This is a genomic window from Robertkochia sediminum (assembly GCF_016786255.1).
Classification (GTDB): domain Bacteria; phylum Bacteroidota; class Bacteroidia; order Flavobacteriales; family Flavobacteriaceae; genus Robertkochia; species Robertkochia sediminum.
The window spans coordinates 153,923-178,952 of the sequence record NZ_JADMKT010000067.1 but is presented as its reverse complement, the minus strand read 5'-3'; the positions used below and the strand labels follow the sequence as shown (position 1 = coordinate 178,952).

Here is a 25,030-nt window from a genome sequence, read left to right as displayed (position 1 = left end):
GTATAGTTTACGCTCTTCTTTTAAAGTATCCCAATAAATTTCTTACATAACTTTCATCGACCCGTGTGCTCAGGGCACCGGCACCACTCTTTTTGAACGCATCGTTAAAACCTTCCACCCGTTCCCGGTAGTCGGCTTCATACATCTTTCGAATGCGTTTCGACGTGGTGTCCACCAGCATGAGCTCTCCGGTCTCCCCGTCTTTCATATGCACCACCCCGATATTGGGCAGTTGGGCTTCCCGGCGGTCGTATACCCTCACTCCTGTAATATCGTGCTTACTGGCTGCGATCTTCAGGGTGTGCTCATAGCCCGAGGTTATAAAGTCTGAAAGCACAAAAACGATGGCTTTCTTTTTGATCACACCCAACAGGAATTTCAGGGCCTGGTCCAGATCGGTCCTGGTACTTCCCGGAGTAAATTCGATAAGTTCGCGAATGATGCGCAATACGTGGAACCTACCTTTTTTGGGTGGAATGTAAAGCTCTACTGCATCTGAGAACAAAAGCAACCCGATCTTATCGTTATTTTGTAAGGCCGAAAAAGCCAGGGTAGCAGCGATCTCTGTGATCACCTCCCGCTTGAACTGCCCGGTACTTCCAAAGAATTCAGAACCACTCACATCGACCATAAGCATCATGGTGAGTTCGCGCTCTTCTTCGAATACCTTTACAAACGGCTCATTATACCTTGCGGTAACATTCCAGTCTATAGACCTCACATCGTCACCGAACTGATATTGACGCACCTCACTAAAGGTCATCCCCCTTCCTTTAAAGGTAGAGTGGTATTCACCGCCAAAGACGTGATCGCTCAGTCTGCGGGTCTTGATCTCTATCTTGCGTACTTTTTTTAGTATTTCTTTGGTATCCATTGTCAGGGTTCGGTCTGGAAGTAAAGGTTCTTACAAGATCGTGATCTATGGTACCTCAATGGCATTTACCACCTTGTGGATAAGGTCTTCTGAACTGATGTTCTCCGCTTCTGCCTCATAAGTGATCCCTACACGGTGTCTGAGCACATCAAGCACTACCGCCCTTACATCTTCCGGCACCACATAACCTCTTCTCTTGATAAAGGCGTAACACTTGGCAGCATTGGCCAGGTTAATACTCCCCCTTGGTGAGGCCCCGAAACTAATTAACGGCTTCAACTCGTCCAAGCCGTATTTTTCAGGGTATCGGGTGGCAAAAATAATATCCAGAATATATTTCTCGATCTTCTCATCCATATACACTTCCCTTACCGCTTCCTGGGCTCTTAAGATCTGCTCCAGGGTTACCACCGGCTTCACCTCGCTGAAGCCTCCCTGGAGGTTGGCTCTCATGATGAGCTGCTCTTCATTCATCTTCGGATAATCGATCACCGTCTTTAACATAAAACGGTCTACCTGGGCTTCAGGCAACGGATATGTACCTTCCTGCTCTACCGGGTTTTGGGTGGCCATAACCAGGAAAGGCTTGTCAAGGATAAAAGTTTCATCTCCAATGGTCACCTGCTTTTCCTGCATCGCCTCTAACAGCGCCGACTGCACCTTGGCAGGGGCACGGTTGATCTCATCTGCCAGAACGAAATTGGCGAAAATAGGCCCTTTCTTGATAGAGAAATCATTCTCTTTAATGTTGTAGATAAGCGTACCCACAACATCTGCGGGAAGCAGGTCCGGAGTAAACTGGATCCTGCTGAAACTACCGTGAACGGCTCTAGCAAGGGTATTGATCGCTAAGGTCTTTGCCAGTCCGGGAACACCTTCCAGTAAAATATGCCCCTGACCAAGCAACCCGATCAGCAAACGTTCTACCATATGTTGCTGGCCTACGATCACTTTGGTCATCTCTTTTGTAAGAAGATCTACAAAAGCACTTTCCGTAGCGATCTTTTCATTGATCTTACTAATATCAATAGTAGTTTCTTGCTCCATATACTTTTCTGTTTTCGTTTGAATATAAACTGTGGTAATTCGCAAATTGGAAATTAATCTCAGAGTATGTTGTTAACATATGGTTAAAAATAAAAAGAGTGACCGGGTTTAGGTCACTCTTAATATATTTTTAGCAGAAATTAACGTTAGTCGAACGCAATATCACCGAGGTCTGTCGTTGCCTGGTCCTTAACCTCTGCATCGGCAAGGTACCATACTCCGTAACCCGACTCTTCAGCAGGGGTGATCTTAACGATATACGTTCCCACCGGAAGGTTGTAAAAAGTAAATACTCCGCCTTCATCGTAGCTGGCTTCGACTTCCTTTTCGTCATCACCTTCACCAACCATTACGGTCGCAGTAAATTCGAGGTTTTCAGTAGTAATTCTACCGGTAAGATTCCCGGCATTCTCGAGTCTTTCCAGAACGATGGTCTCCACGGTAGTGGTCTCTCCGTTTACCACCTCAACTCCGCCTGTAACCACTTCTCCATATCCGGAAGCAGGCTCGGGAGTCACCACTAGATCGTAAACCCCTGCAGGCACCCCATAGAGCATAAAAACTCCGGCCTCGTTGGTGTAAGCACTTACCTGTTCTTCTCCAACCATCACGCTTACCATGACCTGGTAATCGGGTTGCTCTTCCATTCCGTCAAAGACAACCGATCCGGAAATAATTCCTGTGGTAGCAATAGCATTGGCTCTGATCACCGGCTTGAGGTTTCGCTTTCCTGAATTTCCGGCTACAACGATCGAAGCATCAACATCAAAATCAAGTACGATGTCATAGGTATATCCGGCTTCCAGGGTTTCATTCACCTGGATCTTTAACCCCGATTGCATTGCACTGGGCGTATTCAAAGGATAAGTCTCCCCATCGATAACCACTGTATTTTGAGGTCCGAGTACAAGGCGTACTTGCTTGAGCTCTCCCGGAGGTAGTTCATTATCGGCCAAAAGCACATTGAGCCCTCCTGTAAGTTCCAGCAGGTCGTAAATACCGGCATTCACTCCCGGTAAGCTCTCCCATCCCATATCTTCATCAGAAGATGTGTTGATCATCACATCCTGAACATCGATGTTCACCGCGTCATAATCTCCCGGCGCATCGGTTAGGAAAAGTTTTAAACGGGCGCTGTCTGAAAGCCTGCTGTCATCATTATTGCTACAACTGCCCAAAGTCGCCATCACAGCAATAATTGCAAAGAATTTAAGTAAGATTTTCTTGCGCATAATTATAGGTAAATTATTAATAATTAATTAGTTATTGTTATATACGGCTAAGAAACGGGGGTTGGATCTTTTCATGGTAAATTCTACCATTACCGTGGAACAGGAAAAACGAACCTGTTTAAATACAACAACACAGAAACTATTTTTTACCCCCTCTGTAAAAAACACGGGTAAAGAATCGTCGGTTTTACCAAATATTAACCCCCGTTACTCCCGTATTAATTAACTTGTAAAACAAAACCGACGCGTTAATGAAATTTTCAAATATTATAGCCGGAACCATGACATGGGGGGTGTGGGGAAAAAAATTCAACACCACACAGATGAGCGACCTCATCAATTACTGCCTGGATCACGGGGTTACTACTTTTGACCATGCCGATATCTACGGTGGGTATACCACGGAGGCTGAATTCGGAGCAGCACTTAAGGAAGCTTCTGTCAACCGGAGCGACATACAGCTTATCTCCAAATGCGGAATACAGCTCCTGGCAGAGAGCCGAAACAACAAGGTGAAGCATTACGAACAGAGTGAATCGTACATCATCTCGAGTGCAGAGCAAAGTTTAAAGAACCTCCGTACAGACTACCTTGACCTGTTGCTTATTCACAGACCCAGTCCTTTGATGGATCCTGACGAAATTGCCAACGCAGCCGAAAAACTAAAGAAGTCAGGAAAGATACGCGAACTGGGGGTTTCTAATTTCACCCCTTCACAAACCGATCTGTTGCGATCCAGAACCGAGGTCAAAGCAAATCAGATCCAATTCTCGGCCACCGATTTTAACTCCATGCTCAATGGAGACCTGGATCATATGATGTTGCACAACATCAAACCCATGGCATGGAATCCGCTGGGGTCGGTATTCCGGGAAGACACCCCTCAGACACAACGCATAAAACAATTAATGTTCGATCTCATCGAAAAATACAAGGCTTCGGCCGATCAATTGTTATTGGCCTGGATCATGAAACATCCGGCGGGGGTTGCCCCGGTGATCGGAACCACCAATCCGGATCGCATTGCCAATTCGGCTAAGGCCGCAGAGATCGAACTCGAGCTGGAAGACTGGTTCGCGATACACGAAGCCAGCCTCGGACATGAAGTACCTTAAAATTAAGACCATATGAAAACTGCAATGATCACCGGTGCCACTAGTGGTATCGGCCGGGCTATAGCCAGAGAATTTGCCCGAAACAATATACGCCTGGTGCTATGCGGACGAAGGCAGGAGCGCCTGGAGGAGCTTGCTGCAGAACTGTCTGCTCTAACCGAGGTAACCACGCTCAACTTCGATGTGAGAGACCGGGAGAAGGTGGGTAATGCCATTGCCTCATTGAGTGCCCCCTTCTCGGATATTGATATCCTGATAAACAACGCCGGGAATGCGCACGGCCTGGACCCTATTGATCGCGGTAATCCCGACGACTGGGATGCGATGATGGACATCAATGTGAAAGGGCTTCTATACGTGACACATCACATATTGCCTGGAATGAGATCCCGGGGAGGAGGTCATATCCTGAATATCGGATCGACAGCCGGAAAGGAAGTGTATCCAGGAGGCAATGTATACTGTGCCAGTAAGCATGCTGTAGATGCTATTAACCAGGGCATGAGGCTAGACCTTAACGGATCTAATATTCGCGTTGGAGCGATCAACCCGGGACTGGTAGAAACCGAATTCAGCGAAGTGCGCTTTAAAGGCGACAAGAAAAGGGCCGCCAAGGTGTACGAAGGTTACACCCCGCTCACCCCCGAAGACGTTGCTGAGATCGCATGGTTCATCGTTTCCCGTAAACCCCATGTAAACATTGCAGACCTTACCGTGATGTGTACCGATCAGGCCAGCAGCACCATAGTAAATAAAAAAGTATAATATACTCAGGAGGCGTGAGTGATCACGCCTCCAAAAAATTCCGGTAAGGACAAGACCATGATCAATAAACGCCTCCTCATAAAGAACCTGCTCGCTCATAACGATGAGAACAGCTTTTATGACAAAAAGCGACAGATCAATATTGGCGATAAGGAAGGTAAGGCAAAGTTCATCAAGCACATCTGTGCCCTGGCAAACTCCAATCCTGCCAACAATTCGTATATCGTGATCGGGGTCGAAGATGAAGACAATAAGATCGTAGGTGTAGACTTCTTTGACGACAGTAAGATACAGAACCTGGTCAATGCTTACATTCAAAATCCGCCGGTGATCACCTACGAAAATATCCCTTTCCCGCATTTACCCGAGGGTAAGGTGGTTGGGCTGGTCACCATCAGGTCTGCCGGGAAGCTCTGCGCTTTGAGAAAGAACATCTGGAAATACTGGGGAGGTTCGGTATTTTTCAGGGATGGTAGCATGAGCATGCCCAAGGTGTTTGATATCGAAATGAAGGATCACAACTCGGCCATTGTAGCCGATATCGAACAACATGCGCGCAACAACATCGAGCTCACCCTGGACGGGGTAATGGACTTTATCAACAACCGCCACCCCGACCTCGAATCCCACTACAAGGTATTTAAAGAACAGTTCGTAGTTTGCTGGGCCGGACAAACCAAAAAGGTCAAGGATAAAACCTACTATTCCCGCCTGGATATCGAGCTCATCAACGAGCAGGTAAAACTGTTCTATTCTGCATTAGACGAGGTCGAGATCAGGTATGATGAACACAGCTTTACCACCACGGAATACGTGAAATTAGGATTAGGCGATCAAAAGAAATTCTACCCCCTGGAAAGGGTTGTGATCACCTTTGCGAATAACGGCACCTACCGCATGAACAGTACCCTGATCTTTAAGCCCCCGCAGTACGACAAAAAAATGCTGTATCACGTGTTCAACACCAACAACACCATCCTTGAAAAACTAAAGAAAGGCATCAGACTTTCGATTTCAGACAGGCGGGATCTGGCCCAACTACCCGCAACACATCTCATATGTTACCTCAACGGATTTGAAGGAGCAAAGCAAATGATGGAAGATTATAAACAATATGTAAAGGCCCAGGATGCTGCTACCTATCGCTCTCTGAAAGAGGCCTTGCGCGTGCTGCGAAAGGTGCAGTACAGCTAGTCTTGAAACTCCTCAATATCGGCCAGAGACGGCAAAGCCGGGATGGCTCCATGGGACCTTACGGTGTAAGCACCTGCTCTGTTCCCCTTACTTACAATATGTTTCATCCGGTTGAGATCATTGATCACGGCAAAGGGATCTCCTGTCGAAGCAAGCTGCCAAAGCACACAGCCTACAAAGGCATCTCCGGCCCCTGTGGTATCTACCACCGAAACATCGATCGATGCAATAAGTTGGGCCTCACCTTTAACACTCAGGTAAGTTCCTTGATGCCCCAGGGTAATGGTGACGCAAACAACTCCCATATCGTGCATAAAAGCACATGCCGTATCCAGTTCGTCCTGCCCGGTAATTAACCTGGCTTCTTCCAGGCTCATTTTCACGAAATGGGCTCTTTTAAGAAAGCGACGACTATGATGAATGAAATGATCTGCCCCCTCTTTCCACAGATCTTCACGGTAATTCGGATCAAAACTCACCAGGCACCCTGAAGCACCGGCTTCTTTAAGGTATTGATTATAGGCCGTTTCGAGCCCCCCACCCAGAAATGCAGTAGCGGCCCCGAAGTGAAGTACCTGTCCGCCGAACACCGACACCAGCTGGGAGTCGTATTTTAATTCCTTGTCTGCCCCTCTGTTAAATACAAAGTCACGTTCGCCATTGCTGTCAAGAGATACGAACGCCATGGTGGTGAATTCCTGAACCCTTTGGGCATGTCGAACATCCACACCTTCTTCTGTCAGGGTATGCATTAAAAATTCACCGAACGGGTCTCTCCCCACAGCACCTATGAAACCGCCCTTACCCCCAAGCCGGGAAACGGCCACAGCCACATTAGCCGGAGCGCCTCCAGCCTTCTTAGTGAATTGCACAGCTTTGGACAGGTCTTTCCCCTGACCTTCGGCTACCATATCAACCAGAAGTTCACCAATGCAATAAACTTTTTTCATCCTGCAGATCCCATTGTATTCACTCTTAAAGATAGGCAATTACCCCTTATTCCAAAAGGGCGAAAACAACTTATGAGAGAGGTTAGTATCTTTGTAATTCAATTTTAAAGCAACATGGCAAAGCGCACATTAGTGATAGGAGATATTCACGGGGCCCTTAAGGCTTTGGACCAGGTTCTGGACCGCGCCGCGGTTACCACGAACGACCGGCTTATTTTTCTTGGAGACTATGTTGACGGGTGGAGCGATGCTCCCGGGGTTATTGACAAACTTATCACCCTTAAAAGCAGTCATGAATGTGTTTTTATTCGCGGAAATCACGACCAGCTCTTCCTGAATTACCTTCAGACCAGAGAAGAGAACAAGTTATGGCTCATGCATGGTGGTCAGACCACCGTCGATGCCTACCGGGAAGTGACCAACACCAGGACCGACCTTCACCGACAATTCCTGGAAGCCCTTGACAACTATCACCTCGACGAAAAGAACCGGCTGTTTGTTCACGCCGGGTTCACCAACCTTCACGGCGTAACCCGGGAATACTTTACCGACATGCTGTTCTGGGACCGTTCGCTTTGGGAAATGGCTCTGGCCTTAAATCCGGAACTCACCCCGCAGGACCCCAATTATCCGCAGCGGTTGTTACATTACGACGAGATCTTTATAGGACACACCCCAACGATACGTATAGGCAAGACCACACCTGTAAATGTGGCTACCATTTGGAATATGGATACGGGGGCGGCCTACCGCAGTCCGCTAACCATCATGGATGTAGACAGCAAGGAATACTGGCAAAGCGATCGAGCAGACCACCTTTACCCCGACGAACAGGGTCGCAATTAAAGTTTACCGCCTTTAAGCTGTTGTTGCCATTCGTGCAATTTCTCCCATTTACCCTGGTATGCAAGTCGTGCCTGTTCCGGCCAGGTTTCCGGGTCGTGAACACGAAAACGCTCTCCTTCAGAATCGAGGATCTCATGACAACGCTCAACCGTGGTTGTGGCGAGATGCTCCCAGGTAGTGATCTCGAACTTGTTAAACAGCTCTTCGATCTTAGGGCCGATACCTTCCACCACCTTCAGGTCGTTCTCCTTAATGGCTTTCCCGAAAACACTGCGCGCTAAGGCGGCATCAAAAGCCACCCCGGAGAGTTGATTTTCTTCCATGGCCATGACCTGTGACCTGCACTTGGCAAGTTCACTTTCAAGAGCCACATAACGCGTTTTCCACAGCTCAATATCGGCTGTATTGTCATTGGTGAGGAGTTTCCCCAAAAGATACCCCAGGAGGGCACTAATGATCCCGGTTATAACGGGAATGAGTATACAAAGGTTCATACTAGTCGGTGTTTTAGTTGATCAATTTCTAATTGTAATAACAGTACGTCGGTTCAGCGCCCTTCCGCCCTCTGAATCGTTATTGGCAACAGGTTCTGTTTCACCCATAGATCGGGTTACGATACGGTCCTGAGGAATACCCTGGGTCACCAGGTAGTCTTTCACAAAGTTTGCGCGTTTTAATCCGAGCTCCTTATTAAATCCGGCAGAACTGGTATTGTCGGTATGACCCGTAACTTCACAGACCCCGGCCTCAGAACGCGCCATAAAATCGGCTATACGGCCCAGTTTTTCACGCTCGGCAGCGGTAAGGCTGATCTCGCTTTCGCCCCAATCAAAACGAATGACCAAGGGATCGGCCTGAACAGATGCTACGGTTGTTTCAAGATCGGTAACCGCTGCCGGAGAAACTCCGGAGAAAGCAAATACTAATGGCCCCCTGATGATACTGTCGTACACCTGTATGGTATCGGAAATACGGCCAAAATAACTGATCTGTCTTGGTTTAACACCCCTGCCGATCATATAATTTCTAACCTGCGAGGCCCTCGCCTCCCCAAGATCGGGATAATCGGTAGCGTTCTTTTCTCCCGGACGATAGAGCCCGGTGATCTCCAATATACGCCCCGGATGCTTTTCGAGATAGGCCTTGAGCGAATCGACCCCGGCACTTACTCCCCTGCCCAGGGGCGGAAGGATGCGGTTTTGTGAAAAGAAAAAATTAAAATGATCGTTGTGTCGAAAAGAAAAGCCTCCCTCAGGGTCGGACAGTTCGAACTTGTTCTTTGGTCCAGAAGCAACCGTTACCTCATCAGGATCCCAGCTGGCCGAGGCGGGGTTGCAGCAATACTCCCAGTTGAGATAGGTCCCCAATGCGATCACCAAAGCGATACCTATCAATAAAGCGCTCTTATTACCCATTAATTATCTAGTTTTGAATTACTTATAAATTTATGCAAAAACAACTTCTTTTCAACAATTGACGTAAGAAAATATGCAATAAGACGTTGAACTACCACGGTGTACGATCACCCTTATGATGAAGGAGCTATGCCACAAAAAAAGCCTCCCAAATTGGGAGGCTTATATTTTAATTGCATCGTGATGCTACAGGTCAAACTTGATACCCTGTGCTAAAGGCAGGTCTGCACCGTAATTAATGGTGTTGGTTTGCCTTCTCATATACACCTTCCAGGCATCTGAACCGCTTTCACGGCCACCCCCGGTTTCTTTCTCACCACCAAAGGCCCCACCGATCTCAGCTCCACTGGTACCGATGTTCACATTGGCGATACCGCAATCTGATCCGGCGTGTGAAAGGAATTTTTCGGCCTCTCTCAGGTTAGTGGTCATGATCGCAGAAGAAAGTCCCTGCTTCACCCCGTTTTGGATGGCAATGGCATTCTCTACATCACCTGTATATTTTAAAAGGTAAAGTACAGGAGCAAAGGTTTCTTCCTGAACGATCTCCCAATGGTTTTCAGCTTCAGCTATGGCCGGCTTCACATAACAACCGCTGTCATAACCTTCTCCTTCGAGAACACCTCCGTCTACGACCATATTACCTCCGTGTTCTTTCACCTGGGCTATGGCATTGAGGTAATTATTAACCGCATCCTTATCGATCAACGGCCCTACATGGTTACGCTCATCAAGCGGATTCCCGATACTGAGCTGCTTATATGCTTCAGACAAGGCGTTCTTAACCTTATCATACACCTCTTCATGAACAATAAGACGTCTGGTCGAAGTACAACGTTGACCGCAGGTTCCTACCGCACCAAATACTGCTCCGATCACCGTCATTTTGATATCGGCATCGGGGGTTACGATAATGGCATTGTTTCCTCCCAGCTCGAGTAATGATTTACCCAAACGCTTAGCTACTGCCTGAGCTACGATCTTACCCATTCTGATAGAACCGGTAGCAGAGATCAACGGCACGCGTGTATCGTTGGTCATCCACTCTCCCACGCGGTAATCTCCGTTAATAAGGCAGGAGATCCCTTCCGGAAGATCATTTTGTTCCAGAACCTTGGTCATAAGGTGCTGACAGGCTACGGCGGTTAATGGCGTCTTTTCAGATGGCTTCCAAATACACACATCACCACACACCCAGGCGAGGGCAGTATTCCAGGACCAAACGGCAACAGGGAAATTAAAGGCAGAGATGATCCCTACCACACCAAGCGGATGGTATTGCTCATACATTCTGTGGTTAGGACGCTCCGAATGCATGGTTAAACCGTGCAGCTGTCGGGAGAGCCCCACAGCAAAATCACAGATATCGATCATTTCCTGAACCTCTCCATAACCTTCCTGAAGCGATTTACCCATTTCATAGGATACCAGTTTTCCAAGAGGCTCCTTGTATTGACGAAGTAGTTCTCCATACTGCCTCACGATCTCTCCTCGCTGAGGAGCAGGCATCTTTCTCCACACCTTAAAGGATTCTGAAGCTACTTTGACCACCTTTTCATAGTCTTCCTTTGTGGTTTCGTGCACCTTACCGATCAATTGGTTATCTACAGGCGACACCGACTCGATGAGTGCTCCCGTTCCAAACCATTGTTTCCCGGTAGAGGTTCCTAAATTTATTTCTTTGACACCCAGTTGGTCTAAAGCCTGCTGAATACCATGATCTGCTAAAGTGATTGACATTTTTATAACTTTTTAGGTAGGTTTTGTTACATTTTTCACGAATGTACAAAAGATTTTATGCCTGCCCAGTATTAGGCGAACAAAAAAACGCTGCTATTCGCTTTCTCCATTTCCAATAAAACGCTTATCTACCGGCATGACCTCCCCACAACTTTTACAGGTGCGAAGTGTCTCAGAGGAATAAAAATCTTTGAAGTGCCTGAGAAAGTCCTTTTCGATATCGTGGAGTGGAAAATAAACCTCATGCAGTTTTGCATTGCAGTTGTCGCAAAACCACAACAAGCCGTCCTTCCCGGATGCTCCGCTGCGTTTACGTTCGACCACCAATCCTATAGAACCTTCCTTGCGAACGGGAGAATGCGGAACACCGGCAGGGTGCAGGTACATATCTCCGGGCCCCAGTTTCATGGTCTTCTTTTGGCCGTCTTCCTGTATATGGACCTCGATCTCGCCCTCCAGCTGATAGAACAATTCTTCGGTCTCATTATAGTGGTAATCCCTCCGGGCATTAGGACCGGCAACCACCATAACTATGTAGTCGTCTGATTCTTTGTAAAGATTTCGATTACCTACAGGCGGTTTAAGGGTATCGCGGTTCTCTTCGAGCCACCTGTTCAGGTTAAATGGTGCTTTAACAGCCATAGATACTTCGTATTTATTTGGACTTTAAAATTATAAAAAGCCCTAAAAGGCAAGCGTTAAAACCTTGACAAATTCCTTAAGACCACCTGGAATAAGGCTATTAAATAAGGATCAATCGCCTTTTTTGTAGAAAACCTGGGTGTAGTAAATATCGCCATTTGGCGTACTTATCACGGCAACTGCAGTATGGGTAAAGTCTCCTATGATATTGGTATAATGCCCTTCGCTCTCGAGCCATTTCTCCAGAGTCTCTTCAGCAGAATCAAAATTGGTTGAAAGATTTTCGGCCACCTTAACAGCTCCTACCTTATTGGCAAGACTCTTGGCCCTGGCGTCAAAATTCGCATGTGACATAACCCCCGAGGAGGCCATTTTACGGGTGTGTGCAAGCGCCATTTCATAGGCATCTTCATTCACCTCAAGTGTCCCCAGTCCGTTGGAGGAACGAAAATCATTAACCAATCGTACCGTCTGCTCTTCGAGGACAGCCTCTACCTGTAATTCTGTTACCGACAAGGCAGCAATATCGCTTACCTCTTCCTTAGAACAGGAAGCACCTAAGCCGCCTAACAAGATCAAAATCAAAAAATACGCACTTCTCATTACTTGTTTCTCATTAACAAGCACATGATCAGAATGGGGCGCGGAGACCCGGGGACTGTAAACCTAAAAGAAAAGAAGGGTAAATTCCTTTTTGATAAGACGAGGAATGACCTAACTTAGGGATTTAAAACCAAAAACTAAAAGAAGTTCATGAAAACTACCCGTTTTTTCGTTCTTATGTTACTGATTATCAGTTGTAAAACACCTAAAGAAGAACCATCTGTTGCGAAAAATACTACCGAAACCACTCCTGACAAGCAGCCTATAGGCCTTGTGATACATGGAGGAGCCGGAACCATACTCAAAAAGAACATGACCCCTGAAAAAGAGGCCGCTTACCGCGCCAAACTTGAAGAAGCTGCACATGCCGGATATGAGATCCTGGAAAATGGAGGCGAAAGCCTTGATGCTGTGATCGCCGCCATCCAGGTCATGGAAGAATCGCCCTTGTTCAATGCGGGAAAAGGAGCGGTTTTCACCCATGAAGGTAAGAATGAACTCGACGCTTCCATCATGAACGGGAAGGATCTCAATGCCGGGGCCGTTTCGGGTGTAACCAAGGTAAAAAGTCCGATTTCACTGGCCAGAGCGATCATGGAACGTTCCGAACATGTAATGCTCTCGGGCATGGGTGCCGAAACCTTTGCTCAGGAACAAGGCCTGGAAATGGTAGATCCCGAATACTTTTACACTGAGAACCGGATGAAAGCGTTACAGCGCGCCATTGAAAGAGAAGAAACAGCCCTTGACCACGACGGACAGGCCGCTTTTTACGATCCTATGATCAAAGATTCTAAATACGGTACCGTAGGATGTGCTGCACTTGACAAGAACGGCAACCTGGCCGCAGGAACCTCTACCGGCGGTATGACCAATAAAAGGTATAACCGCATTGGTGATGCTCCCATCATTGGTGCCGGGACCTATGCCAACAATGCCAGCTGTGCAATTTCTTCAACCGGTTGGGGTGAATTTTTTATACGCGGGGTTGTTGCCTATGATATCGCTGCCAAGATGGAGTATCAGGAAAGATCACTAAAAGCAGCAGCCAGGGAGGTGATCCAGGAAAAACTCACTGCCCTTGGTGGTACCGGTGGTATCATTGCCATTGACAGGGACGGTAATATTACGACAGAGTTCAATACCCCGGGTATGTATCGGGCCAGTATCGACAAGGACGGCAAACTTGATATAGGCATTTACGGTGAATAGACAAGACCGATAACCCCGCCCTTCGCGGGGTTATTTTTTTGATAATTAGGGCCTTTCGAGTATATTTATTTAAAAACCGACCATTACTATGAAGGAGGAATTCATCGTGGCCCTGGATCAGGGCACCACGACCTCAAGAGCCCTTTTAGTCGACCTCAACGGCCGCATCAAAGGGATGCAACAACGGCCCTTCAGGCAACATTTCCCAAAACCGGGATGGGTAGAACACGACCCGGAAGAGATCCTGACCTCCCAAATGGAGGCCTTTACCGACCTGCTTAAAACCCACCACCTGCAACCTCAACAGATCCGCGCTATTGGTATTACCAATCAAAGGGAAACCACTGTGGTTTGGAATCGCCACACAGGAAAGCCGTTATACAACGCCATCGTCTGGCAGGATAAGCGCACAGCTGCGCTATGTGAAGACCTCAGAGAACAGGGCCTTACCGAACAGATTTCCGAACGTACCGGCCTGGTAATAGACTCCTATTTTTCGGCTACTAAGATCAGGTGGATCCTCGACAATGTGCCCGATGCCCGAACACTCGCCGATAATGGCGACCTTATTTTTGGAACTATCGACACCTGGCTCATCTGGAACTTCTCCAAAGAACGCAATCACCTTACCGATTACAGCAACGCTTCGCGCACTATGCTTTTTGACATTAAGAAGCTTTCGTGGGACGCCTATCTTTTTGACCGCCTCGATATTCCTCTGAGCATGGCTCCTAAAGCGATGCCTTCTGCAGGGCTTTTCGGGCATCTGGTGATCGACGAACACCCTATCCCTATTATGGGGGTTGCAGGAGACCAACAAGCAGCCTTATTCGGACAGGGATGCTTTGAGATCGGAGATTCCAAGAACACCTATGGCACCGGGTGTTTTATGCTCATGAATACCGGTAAAGAACCCAAATGGTCTTCGAACGGACTTCTCACTACCATTGCCTGGGGACTAGACAACGAGGTATACTACGCCCTGGAGGGAAGTATCTTTATAGCGGGTGCTGCGGTGCAATGGCTGCGTGATGAGTTACAGTTCTTTGAAGAAGCCCCCGATTCTGAGGCTATCGCACTGAGTACAGCTAAAGACAACCCTGTATATGTCGTGCCGGCATTCTCGGGTCTCGGAGCACCCTATTGGGATATGTATGCCCGGGGGGCCATCTTCGGATTGAGTCGCGACACAGGGATCGCTCATATCACAAGAGCGACCCTTGACAGCCTGGCCTACCAAACCAAAGACGTGCTTGATGCCATGCAACGCGATGCCGGAACCCAACTCACCCAACTGAAGGTCGATGGGGGTGCCAGTGCTAACAATTACCTCATGCAATTCCAGGCCGACATGCTTGATTGCGAAGTGATCAGGTACAAATCAGTTGAATCCACAGCCATGGGTGCAGCCGCCCTGGCCGCCGTTGCCATGGGTATTTGGGACCTGGAACAGGTAAAAGAAAACAAGAGTATAGAGCAGGTGTTCGCTCCTGCGATGAACCCAAACGAAAGGAGTAGTAAATACCTGGGATGGCAGGAGGCCGTGGCCCGTACCCGAAACTGGATGGCACCTATGAAAAAAACCGAGCACCTATGAAACGTAAATTCTCCAACTTAGACCGTAAAGCCCTTATCAGGGAGATCTCCCAGGAGCATTACGACCTTGTTGTGATCGGCGGTGGCATTACCGGGGCAGGTATTCTACTCGACGCGGCTTCACGAGGCATTAAAACATTGCTCTTGGAAAAGAGTGATTTTGCCTCAGGCACCAGTAGCAAATCAACCAAACTTATCCACGGCGGGCTGCGGTACCTCAAACAACTCGACCTCGCCCTGGTTCGCGAAGTGGGAACTGAAAGGGCCATAGTCCATAGCATGGCCCCTCATTTGGTGATCCCGGAAAAAATGCTCCTCCCCCTGGTTGCCAATGGCACCTACAACAAATGGCTTACCTCCATGGGACTCATGGTCTATGACTTTTTGGCAAGCGTAGCTCCTGACGACCAAAGAAGGATGCTTACGCGTGAAGAGACGTTGCTAAAAGAGCCCTTACTCCCCCGGGAACGCATTAAAGGGGCGGGATACTACGCAGAATACCGTACAGACGATGCACGCCTCACCCTGGAAAACATTAAAACCGCCCTGGATCACGGAGGTACAGCTATTAATTACCTGGCTGCGACCGAGTTCACCTATACAGAAGGCATCATATGCGGACTCATAGCTAAAGACCAGATCACCGGTGAAGAACTTCAAATAGATTGCTCTTATGTGATCAATGCCACCGGGCCGTGGGTCGATGAGCTCAGAACCCTGAACAAGTCCAGGAACGGAAAGGAACTCCACCTTTCCAAAGGGGTGCACCTGGTATTTCCGGTCGAGAAATTCCCGGTACGTCAATCGGTCTATTTTGACGCCCCCGACGGACGCATGATCTTTGCTATTCCCCGAGGTAAAGTGACCTATGTAGGAACCACCGACACTACCTACCACGACAATAAAGATAAGGTGACCACTAATACCGAAGACGCCTCCTACCTCATCAATGCCGTAAACAGCATGTTCCCTGATATCACCCTTGAAATAGACGATGTTACTTCGAGCTGGGCCGGGCTTCGCCCGCTTATTCATGAAAAGGGTAAATCGCCTTCTGAACTCAGCAGAAAGGACGAGATCTTTGTTTCAGAAAGCGGATTAATCAGCATTGCCGGAGGCAAGCTTACCGGATACAGGAAGATGGCCGAAAGAGCAGTAGATAAGGTGGCGGAGCGATTAAAAAAGCATCAGGGTCGCACTACTTCACCTTGCAGCACCCATACCATTACACTCTGTGGTGGCCCATGGAAAAAAGGCTATGACGAAGTGAACACATATATCGGGCAACTAACAGAGATCCTGCAGTGCGACGGACTGGATACCGAGGAGGCGAGGTACCTGGCGCATACCTATGGCAAACAAGCCGACAAGATCATAGGACGCTACCAAAAACTTGCAGAGGGGCCTGCTGAAGAACGCATGCTCAGGGCAGAGTTTGCCTTCTGCACAGCAAATGAAATGATCCTGGATCCTTTAGACTTCTTTATAAGACGTACGGGGCGCTTGTATTTTCATATCGAAAGCGTTGCTAACCACGCGGAAGTGATCCTGAGCGATTACGCCAAAACCTTTAACGTTTCACAGAAAGAAATAGCATTATTGCGCGACCGTATCAGCGAAGCGGTACGGGAGCATTCGACCTTTACGAGCAGCACGTCTTAATCGAGCTTTTCAGTAAGTTTTTTGAATACCATAACTGGTTCTTTACCTTGGTAGAGCACCTGGTAAACCGCATCGAGAATAGGGGTTTTCGAGCTACGCTTGTGCTTCTTGGCGATCTTATAGGCACTATCGGTGGCATAATACCCTTCGGCCACCATATTCATTTCCATTTTGGCACTTTGCACCGTATAGCCTTTCCCGATCATATTACCGAACATCCGGTTCCTTGAGAACACCGAATATCCCGTTACCAGCAGATCTCCCAGGTAGGCCGAATTGTTAATATTGCGTTTCATCTTGTGAACACGCTTGATAAAACGCTTCATTTCCCGAATGGCATTGCTCATAAGTACGGCCTGAAAGTTATCGCCATAACCGAGTCCGTGCGCAATTCCCGCAGCAATGGCATAGATATTCTTTAGAACGGCAGCGTACTCCGTACCAATAATATCATCGCTGATCTTGGTCTTGATATAATCACTGGAAAGATACCCCGCAACCTCCACGGCCTTTTGCTCATCAAAACAAGCAACAGTAAGATAAGACAGGCGCTCCAGTGCCACCTCTTCGGCGTGGCAAGGACCGGTGATCACCCCGATAGCATCCATGGGCACTTTATGGTGCTCGTTAAAGTACTCTCCAACGATCTGCCCGGTTTCAGGCACGATTCCCTTAATGGCAGAGAAGACCACCTTATCTTCCAGGGATACTTCCAGCGCCTCCAATTCGTTCTTTAAAAATGCACTCGGAATGGCAAATATCAGGATGTCTGCCCAGGCAGCGATCTCATTGATGTCGTTACTCAGTTTGAGCTGTTCGGTGTGAAATTCCACAGAACTCAGGTAATTGGGATTGTGCTGCTGATTTAAAATATGCTCCTTGGCATATACACTGCGCATATACCACCCGATCTGCTCCCGGTTCTCGCATAACATTTTTACAATAGCGGTAGCCCAGCTACCACCACCAAAAACCGCCACTTTAGCCTTATCATTCATGAATTTGCTGTAAATATGTATGATCAAAAATACAGGTAATAATCTAAATCCCTTACACTTCTTCCCCTCAAATTTCGTAACAAGTCAGGTTTAAATGGTATTCCAAGCTGGTTTCCTCCCCAACCCGTGGATCTTTTCCTTGTTGCGAGACCTAAAAGACCCATGGGAACTGCACGATAAACACCATTAAATTTTAACATCAGATTATGAAGACCCCGAACAATTAATAAGCGCATCCGGGCGTTCTGTTTACAGAGATTAAGAGGATCAATTTCGCGGAATCGATGATCACCGATCCTGCGAACATGCAACCGGAGAACCGGCAATGCCATAACGACCCCGGTGGGCTTAGTTATTTGATTTTTTTGGTTGGTTATTTAGTTTGGAAAACCGTTCCCCTACACAAGGAGAACGGTTTTTTTTATTTAAACCATTGAGGGTTTTGAATCGTATTTACGAAGCTTTACCTGTAAAAATTCATCTCATCGATATACTCCCATACGGGTGCAGGAAGCATCGGCCTGATATCTTTACCTTCGGCGATCGCCTTCCTGATAAAAGTGGCCGATAATTCCATGACAGGGGCATCGATCTTGTGGATGTTTCCGTGATCTTCAAACTCACCTGCCACCTCTCCGGCCTGTAACCGCGGATAGACATAGATCTCATACCTGGCCATGATCACCTCGTGATTCTTCCACTTGTGCAGCGTGCGAAGATTATCTTCACCCATGATCAGGGCAAAGCGGTGATCGGGATAATTCTCTTCCAGGTGCGCCAAGGTATTTACCGTATAGTTGGGTTGCGGCAAACCGAACTCCACCTTACTGGGCAACAGCTTTGGATAACTCTCTACAGCACGATACACCAGCTCATAGCGATGGTGGTCTTCGAGGAGGGTTCGCTTTTTTTTCAACGGATTATGTGGCGTGACCACGAGCCACACCTCATCCATATCGCTAAATTCTGCCATATGGTTAGCGATGACCAGGTGCCCAATATGAATGGGATTAAAGGTTCCGAAATAGAGTCCTACTTTTTTCATAAACCCAACGAAGACTACTCTCCCTGCTTCTCGTCTTGCTCTGCAACAGGCTTGAGCCCGATAAATCCGGCTACAAGGTCATAGGCCTCCTGCTTGGCCGTATCGAGATCGTAATTCTTAATAATCGTATCGAACTGCGGGGCAGTGGCCAATTCTACAGAGGCCTTTGCTATACGCATATTGATCTTGTCCTCACTTTCGGTCTTTCGTTTTTTAAGACGCTTTTTGAGTTCGTCTACACTAGGCGGCTTAACGAATACGGCGAGGGTCTCCTCCGGGAACTTGCGTTTGATGCGCAATCCTCCTGCCACATCGATATCGAAGATCACATTCTTACCTTCGCTCCACAAGCGCTCTACTTCTGTTTTTAGCGTACCATAGAAGTTATCGCGATACACCTCTTCCCATTCCAGAAAATCTCCGTTTCGGATGTGCTCCTTAAATTTTTCGGTAGATAAGAAATAATAGTTCACCCCGTCTTTCTCTTCTCCGCGAGGTTCGCGGGATGTGGCCGAGATCGAAAAGGCCAGGTTCAGTTCAGGGTAGTTGAGTAAATGTTTAACGATCGTTGTTTTTCCGCTCCCCGACGGGGCTGAAAAAATAATGAGCTTCCCGCCTTTTTGGCTCTCCTTCATAGATCTGTATTATAGTACGTTTAAAACTTGTTCCTTTATTTTCTCCAATTCGTCTTTCATTTGCACCACCAGCTGTTGCATAGGTGCGTAATTGGCTTTAGAACCAATGGTATTGATCTCCCTCCCGATCTCCTGGCATATAAATCCGAGTTTCTTACCATTGGAGTCGTCAGAATCAAGACTTTCGCTAAAGTATTTCAAGTGGTTGGCAAGGCGTACCTTTTCTTCGGTGATATCAAATTTCTCGAGGTAATAGATAAGCTCCTGCTCGAATCGGTTCTCGTCTACGTTCTCCTTAAGGTCGGCAACTGCATTCTCCAGGCGGGTTCTTATCGCTTCAGAACGCTCCGGGTCTATGGCCTTTACTTTTTCCAGCAGGTCGGAAATAGTAGCAGTGCGCTCACGAAAATCCTTTTCCAGGGCTTCCCCTTCCTGGTTTCTGAAAGCAGTGATCTGTACGAGGGCCTCTTCGAGGGCTTCCAGGATCACCCCGAATTCTGCCGCATCGATCTCTTCCTTCTCCGTTTTTAACGCATCAGGCATGCGCACGGCCATTTTCAACATTTCCACCTTAGCGGCTTCCTCATCCATTTGCCCGGGAAACACCTGCATGAGTTGTTGTACGTATTCACGAACAATACCCTGATTTACCTTGGTGGTAGTCTCTTCTCCCGTGATCTCTATATACAGGTTAAAATCGACCTTCCCTCGTTGGAGGTTATCGGCAATAAGCCTGCGCATTTCCAGTTCCTTTTCCCTGTAATTGGAAGGGATCCTGGCATTGAGGTCCAGAGATTTACTGTTTAGCGATTTGATCTCGATGGTGATCTTCTTGGAGGGAAGTTGTCTAACGCTCTTCCCGAACCCGGTCATGGAATGGATCATGTTCTGAATTTAATTAGAGCAAAAGTACGAAATTGTTAACTACCTGAAGCAGGAGTGCAAGGTGGCCGGCAGAAGCCATAAAAAAAGCCCGGAAAATCCGGGCTTTCATATATTGTAAGCTTTAGTTTGGAATCTATTCCTGATTGATCACAACAGGATTGGCGTTGTTCCACTGAGTTACTGTAGCAATACGGCTGTTATCATAACTCACTTCATTGAGGGTAGATGCTTCCCAAAAGAACCACTTACCAACTTTCTCTCCCTGCTCGTAATTCCCCATGGCAATTTTCTTGCCATCGCGATCATAGGCCTTCCACACCCCCTGAAGCTTTCCATTGAGGTAATATCCGGTTTGAGCGATCTGACCATTCTCGTGAAAATAGGTAGCTTTTACCATATCTCCTTCAACTTCATATTGTGGTTGCACTTCCTGCTGCGCAAATGCAACAACAGAAAACATCATTGCGAGTGTAAAAAGTAGCGTTCTCATAACCTTCAGCTTTTAGTTCATTTACATTAATATAACAAATATAATTAATTATTTAATCTTAAGAAACATTTACGTAACATTAAATTAACATTGAACCCCTATTAGATTGATTTTCTGTCATTTACTTACAAATTTTGATTAACATTAAGTTTACATTGACCTTATAATTCACTGAAAAACAAATAATAACGCAACCACCCCTCCTCTTCTACTAAGATCCTTTCCTTTGCTTCCCCAACACATATGCTATCGAAAATCTTCAGAACCCATGATACGCAGACACTCTGAATAAGGAGTATTTCATCTCCCATCCGATCGCAGCAAGAGACCTTAAAAACACAGGTATCAGCATTTTTTAAACCGCTTTTGTTATCGCCCTGAACTCTTTCTCCATTCCCTTATCTTCTTTGACGTATTTATTTCGTGAACTTCTTACCTTTGCAGCTTAAATGCACTAAAAGAATATGTACAGAAGTCACAACTGCGGCGAGTTACGAGCTACAGATATCAACAAGGAGGTTACCCTGTCCGGATGGGTACAAAAAGTAAGAGATAAAGGATTCATGGTATGGGCCGACCTAAGGGATCGTTACGGGATCACCCAGCTCATTTTTGACGAGGAACGCACCCCAAAAGAGGTTTTTGAAAAAGCGGGCACACTTGGCCGTGAGTTCGTGATCCAGGTTAAGGGTGAGGTTATTGAGAGAGAATCGAAGAACAAGAACATCCCCACCGGGGCCATCGAGATCCTGGTAAAGGAGCTTGAGGTACTGAACAGTGCAAAAGTACCACCCTTCACAATTGAAGATGAAAGTGACGGCGGAGAAGACCTTCGTATGAAGTACCGCTATCTGGATATTCGCAGAAACCCGGTGAAGAACAAACTTATGTTTCGCCACCAGGTATCCATGCAAGTGAGAAACTACCTTTCAGAAATGGACTTTATCGAGGTTGAGACTCCTTACCTGATCAAGTCGACTCCTGAGGGAGCACGTGATTTTGTAGTACCATCACGTATGAACGAAGGACAATTCTACGCCCTTCCGCAATCGCCACAAACCTTTAAGCAATTGCTTATGGTAGGTGGAATGGACAAATACTTCCAGATCGTAAAGTGTTTCCGCGACGAAGACCTTCGTGCCGACAGGCAGCCGGAATTCACGCAGATCGATTGCGAGATGGCCTTTGTAGAGCAGGAAGACATCCTGAACACCTTTGAAGGACTCACCAGGCACTTACTTAAAGAGCTTAAAGGTGTTGAAGTTGGGGAGTTCCCTCGCATGACCTATGACGAGGCTATGCGTCGTTTCGGGAACGACAAGCCGGACATTCGTTTCGGAATGGAATTTGGTGAACTCAATGCCGTTGCCCAACACAAGGATTTCAAAGTATTTAACAGTGCAGAACTGGTTGTTGGGATCGCCATTCCGGGAGGTGCGGCATATACCCGAAAAGAGATCGACAAACTTATAGACTGGGTAAAGCGTCCGCAGGTAGGGGCCCTGGGTATGGTTTATGTAAAATGCAATGAAGACGGAAGCTTTAAATCGTCTGTAGATAAATTCTACGACCAGGACGACCTGGCCAAATGGGCGGAAGCTACCGGTGCCAAGCCCGGCGACCTGATCTGTGTACTTTCAGGAGACACCGGAAAGGTGCGCGCACAACTCAGCGCGCTTCGTATGGAGATGGCCGAGCGACTCGGACTTCGTAAAGCCGATGAGTTCGCACCGCTATGGGTGATCGACTTCCCACTGCTGGAGTGGGATGAGGAAACAGAGCGTTACCACGCCATGCACCACCCCTTTACCTCACCTAAAACAGAGGATATCGCCAAACTTGAAACCGATCCGGGAGCTGTACGCGCCAACGCATACGACCTGGTACTAAACGGTAACGAGATCGGTGGAGGATCTATTCGTATTTTTGATAAAGACCTCCAAAGCCTGATGTTCAAGCACCTCGGATTCACAGAAGAAGAGGCGAAAGAGCAATTCGGATTCCTTATGGATGCCTTCCAGTACGGAGCACCACCGCACGGGGGTATCGCTTTCGGATTTGACCGACTTACAGCCATCCTCGGCGGACAAGAATCTATTCGGGATTACATCGCCTTCCCTAAGAACAATTCAGGAAGAGATGTGATGATCGACGCCCCTTCAAAACTGGACGACGACCAACTCGATGAACTACACATTGCACTTAAGCAATAGAAACATAAAGACTGCCTCCACCATGGAGGCAGTCTTATTTTATTTCCGTAGCTTTTAGTAAATTATCTGAAATGCCCACTGCCAGGTCTAAAAAAAATCTTTTGACGCGCTTCCTTATCTGGAAGTACAAGCACATCTCTGACAAGAATTTCATTTATATTCTCAGCGTGATCGTCGGGCTCGCTTCGGGTCTGGTGGCCGTTACCCTGAAAAACCTCACCCACTTTATCGAAGTCCTTCTGGACCTCAGTGCAGTGAGCGACCTTCACCTGGCCTTTTACTTTATATTTCCCATCATCGGATTTTCAATCACCTTGCTCATCATCAAATACGTGATCAGACACAAGGTGAGTCACGGCATCCCCTCTACCCTCTATGCGATCTCCAAACGAAAGGGGATCATGCGCAGGTTTCAGATGTTCGGGAGTTTACTTACTGCCCCTATTACCGTTGGTTTTGGAGGGTCTGTAGGACTCGAGGGGCCCACAGTAGCTACCGGCGCAGCCATAAGCTCGAACCTCTCCAGGCTTTTACACACCAACCAGGCCTCACGTATGCTACTCATAGGGTGTGCTGCTGCGGCAGCCATGTCGTCTATTTTTAAAGCCCCCATAGCGGCGATCATTTTTGCTGTAGAGGTATTCAGCCTGGACCTTACCCTGGCTTCGCTGCTACCCTTACTGCTAGCCTCCTTATCGGGAGTCCTGACCTCCTATTTCTTTTTCGGGAACGACATCATTCTTCCCTTCCGCATCACCGAGACCTTTACCATTAGCGACCTGTCCTTTTATATAGTTCTGGGTATTGTTGCCGCTTTTGCCTCGGTATATTTTTCATGGGTATACGAACGGGTGGCAAAATACTTTGAAAGAATAGAAAGCACGACCAAGCGACTGCTTATCGGGGGACTCGCTTTCGGGTTGTTGTTATTTCTGATCCCTCCACTCTACGGGGAAGGCTTCGATGTGATCAACCACCTCATTCAGGATCAGCCGGAAGCGGCTCTTCAAAATAACATCTTTGATCTAGATCTGGAAAACGCATGGATCATTATCGGCTTGCTCGCCGGACTTGTGGTCTTTAAGGTCGTCGCCGCCTCCCTGACCTTTGGCGCCGGGGGTGTCGGAGGGATCTTTGCACCTACCCTGTTTATGGGGAGCATTATGGGTTACTGCCTTGCTTTGTTTATCAACACCCTCGACATTTTTCCAAAAACCATATCCACGAGTAATTTCACCTTGGTAGGTATGGCAGGTTTATTGGCCGGAGTACTCCACGCCCCGCTTACAGCGATCTTCCTTATCGCAGAGCTCACCGGAGGTTACGACCTCTTTGTCCCCCTCATGATCACGGCGGCGATCTCTTACGGGATCACCAAGTATTTTGTACCCCACTCGGTGTATGCCATGGAACTCGGACGAAAAGGAGAGCTCATTACCCATAATAAAGACCATGCTGTACTCACCTTAATGGATATCGACAGTGTGGTAGAAACGAACTTCGTGCCGGTGTACCCGGATATGAACCTGGGAGAAATGGTCAACCAGGCCATAGTCAAATCAACGCGGAACATCTTTCCCGTACTGAACAGGGAAACCCAATATCTTGAAGGCATCATTCTTATGGATGATCTTCGTCCGGTGATGTTCGATCGTAAGCTTTACGAGGAGATCACCGCAAGAGACCTCATGCACAATCCGCCGGCCGTGATCAAGATCCAGAAAGATAAAATGACCCGGGTGATGAAAAAGTTCCAGGATAGTGGAGCCTGGAACCTACCCGTTATTAAAGACGGGAAGTATTACGGCTTTGTATCAAAATCGAAATTGCTCACTGCATACCGAAGAAAACTCATTCACATAACACGTTAA

23 protein-coding genes are annotated in these 25,030 nt (G+C 47.5%); 9 read left to right on the top strand and 14 right to left on the bottom strand.

From position 1 onward, the window contains the following. Positions 1–7: 7 nt before the first annotated feature. The 3 genes from IS446_RS03740 to IS446_RS03730 all read right to left on the bottom strand — a co-directional run bounded on the left by IS446_RS03740 (position 8) and on the right by IS446_RS03730 (position 3,153). Positions 8–874 (bottom strand): DUF58 domain-containing protein, encoded by an 867-nt coding sequence (locus tag IS446_RS03740; RefSeq protein WP_203058652.1) that lies wholly within the window; start codon positions 872–874, stop codon positions 8–10. Between the two features lie 45 nt (positions 875–919). Then, positions 920–1,921 (bottom strand): AAA family ATPase, encoded by a 1,002-nt coding sequence (locus IS446_RS03735; RefSeq protein WP_203058651.1) that lies wholly within the window; start codon positions 1,919–1,921, stop codon positions 920–922. A 146-nt stretch (positions 1,922–2,067) separates the two neighbouring features. Next, positions 2,068–3,153: a DUF4382 domain-containing protein gene (locus IS446_RS03730; protein WP_235996388.1), complete on the bottom strand. Its 1,086-nt coding sequence runs from the start codon at positions 3,151–3,153 to the stop codon at positions 2,068–2,070. A gap of 251 nt (positions 3,154–3,404) precedes the next feature. Here IS446_RS03730 and IS446_RS03725 point away from each other — a divergent pair, with 251 nt between their 5' ends. The 3 genes from IS446_RS03725 to IS446_RS03715 are packed head-to-tail and all read left to right on the top strand — an operon-like array spanning position 3,405 to position 6,227. Then, positions 3,405–4,268, top strand: a complete 864-nt coding sequence (locus tag IS446_RS03725; protein WP_203058650.1) for an aldo/keto reductase — start codon at positions 3,405–3,407, stop codon at positions 4,266–4,268. 12 nt (positions 4,269–4,280) lie between these two features. Beyond that, on the top strand, positions 4,281–5,033 hold the full coding sequence (locus IS446_RS03720) for an SDR family NAD(P)-dependent oxidoreductase (RefSeq protein ID WP_203058649.1): 753 nt from the start codon (positions 4,281–4,283) through the stop codon (positions 5,031–5,033). A gap of 57 nt (positions 5,034–5,090) precedes the next feature. Then, positions 5,091–6,227, top strand: coding sequence for an ATP-binding protein (locus IS446_RS03715; RefSeq protein WP_203058836.1), 1,137 nt, complete (start codon positions 5,091–5,093; stop codon positions 6,225–6,227). Here the strand turns inward: IS446_RS03715 and IS446_RS03710 are convergent. After that, the gene (locus IS446_RS03710) at positions 6,224–7,177 is read right to left on the bottom strand and encodes a carbohydrate kinase family protein (RefSeq protein ID WP_203058648.1); all 954 of its coding nucleotides are present in this window, start codon (positions 7,175–7,177) and stop codon (positions 6,224–6,226) included. The genes IS446_RS03715 and IS446_RS03710 overlap by 4 nt on opposite strands. A 114-nt stretch (positions 7,178–7,291) precedes the next feature. Between IS446_RS03710 and IS446_RS03705 the strand changes: the two genes are divergently transcribed. Continuing rightward, positions 7,292–8,023, top strand: coding sequence for a metallophosphoesterase family protein (locus IS446_RS03705; RefSeq protein WP_203058647.1), 732 nt, complete (start codon positions 7,292–7,294; stop codon positions 8,021–8,023). Here the strand turns inward: IS446_RS03705 and IS446_RS03700 are convergent. The 5 genes from IS446_RS03700 to IS446_RS03680 all read right to left on the bottom strand — a co-directional run bounded on the left by IS446_RS03700 (position 8,020) and on the right by IS446_RS03680 (position 12,423). Further along, a complete protein-coding gene (locus tag IS446_RS03700; RefSeq protein WP_203058646.1) occupies positions 8,020–8,517 on the bottom strand; it encodes a hypothetical protein in 498 nt (165 codons plus the stop codon). The genes IS446_RS03705 and IS446_RS03700 overlap by 4 nt on opposite strands. Positions 8,518–8,538: 21 nt before the next feature. Continuing rightward, positions 8,539–9,438 carry an OmpA family protein gene (locus tag IS446_RS03695; RefSeq protein WP_203058645.1) on the bottom strand — a complete coding sequence of 300 codons (900 nt, stop codon included), beginning with the start codon at positions 9,436–9,438 and terminating at the stop codon, positions 8,539–8,541. A gap of 186 nt (positions 9,439–9,624) precedes the next feature. Beyond that, on the bottom strand, positions 9,625–11,178 hold the full coding sequence (gene amaB, locus IS446_RS03690; protein ID WP_203058644.1) for an L-piperidine-6-carboxylate dehydrogenase: 1,554 nt from the start codon (positions 11,176–11,178) through the stop codon (positions 9,625–9,627). A gap of 93 nt (positions 11,179–11,271) precedes the next feature. Next, positions 11,272–11,820 carry a 3-hydroxyanthranilate 3,4-dioxygenase gene (locus tag IS446_RS03685; protein WP_203058643.1) on the bottom strand — a complete coding sequence of 183 codons (549 nt, stop codon included), beginning with the start codon at positions 11,818–11,820 and terminating at the stop codon, positions 11,272–11,274. 111 nt (positions 11,821–11,931) lie between these two features. Next, a complete protein-coding gene (locus IS446_RS03680) occupies positions 11,932–12,423 on the bottom strand; it encodes a CAP domain-containing protein (RefSeq protein WP_203058642.1) in 492 nt (163 codons plus the stop codon). A gap of 150 nt (positions 12,424–12,573) precedes the next feature. Here IS446_RS03680 and IS446_RS03675 point away from each other — a divergent pair, with 150 nt between their 5' ends. From IS446_RS03675 to IS446_RS03665, 3 genes are all read left to right on the top strand, one after another. Continuing rightward, complete coding sequence (locus IS446_RS03675; protein ID WP_203058641.1) at positions 12,574–13,635, top strand: isoaspartyl peptidase/L-asparaginase family protein; 1,062 nt, start codon at positions 12,574–12,576, stop codon at positions 13,633–13,635. A gap of 88 nt (positions 13,636–13,723) precedes the next feature. Then, positions 13,724–15,232 carry a glycerol kinase GlpK gene (gene glpK / locus IS446_RS03670; RefSeq protein ID WP_203058640.1) on the top strand — a complete coding sequence of 503 codons (1,509 nt, stop codon included), beginning with the start codon at positions 13,724–13,726 and terminating at the stop codon, positions 15,230–15,232. Beyond that, positions 15,229–16,893, top strand: a complete 1,665-nt coding sequence (locus IS446_RS03665) for a glycerol-3-phosphate dehydrogenase/oxidase (RefSeq protein WP_203058639.1) — start codon at positions 15,229–15,231, stop codon at positions 16,891–16,893. Before glpK ends, IS446_RS03665 begins: the two co-directional genes overlap by 4 nt. On the opposite strand, the gene IS446_RS03660 is transcribed toward IS446_RS03665, so the two are convergent. The 5 genes from IS446_RS03660 to IS446_RS03640 all read right to left on the bottom strand — a co-directional run bounded on the left by IS446_RS03660 (position 16,890) and on the right by IS446_RS03640 (position 20,946). Beyond that, complete coding sequence (locus IS446_RS03660) at positions 16,890–17,891, bottom strand: NAD(P)H-dependent glycerol-3-phosphate dehydrogenase (RefSeq protein WP_203058638.1); 1,002 nt, start codon at positions 17,889–17,891, stop codon at positions 16,890–16,892. The genes IS446_RS03665 and IS446_RS03660 overlap by 4 nt on opposite strands. Before the next feature lie 463 nt (positions 17,892–18,354). Next, entirely contained in the window at positions 18,355–18,936 is a 582-nt protein-coding gene (nadD, locus tag IS446_RS03655) for a nicotinate (nicotinamide) nucleotide adenylyltransferase (protein WP_203058637.1), read from the bottom strand. A gap of 14 nt (positions 18,937–18,950) precedes the next feature. Continuing rightward, the gene (gene gmk, locus IS446_RS03650; RefSeq protein WP_203058636.1) at positions 18,951–19,571 is read right to left on the bottom strand and encodes a guanylate kinase; all 621 of its coding nucleotides are present in this window, start codon (positions 19,569–19,571) and stop codon (positions 18,951–18,953) included. A gap of 9 nt (positions 19,572–19,580) precedes the next feature. Then, positions 19,581–20,456: a YicC/YloC family endoribonuclease gene (locus IS446_RS03645; RefSeq protein ID WP_203058635.1), complete on the bottom strand. Its 876-nt coding sequence runs from the start codon at positions 20,454–20,456 to the stop codon at positions 19,581–19,583. A gap of 133 nt (positions 20,457–20,589) precedes the next feature. Beyond that, complete coding sequence (locus tag IS446_RS03640; protein WP_203058634.1) at positions 20,590–20,946, bottom strand: toxin-antitoxin system YwqK family antitoxin; 357 nt, start codon at positions 20,944–20,946, stop codon at positions 20,590–20,592. 464 nt (positions 20,947–21,410) lie between these two features. Here IS446_RS03640 and aspS point away from each other — a divergent pair, with 464 nt between their 5' ends. After that, entirely contained in the window at positions 21,411–23,159 is a 1,749-nt protein-coding gene (gene aspS / locus IS446_RS03635) for an aspartate--tRNA ligase (protein WP_203058633.1), read from the top strand. 71 nt (positions 23,160–23,230) lie between these two features. Then, entirely contained in the window at positions 23,231–25,030 is a 1,800-nt protein-coding gene (locus IS446_RS03630; protein ID WP_203058632.1) for a chloride channel protein, read from the top strand.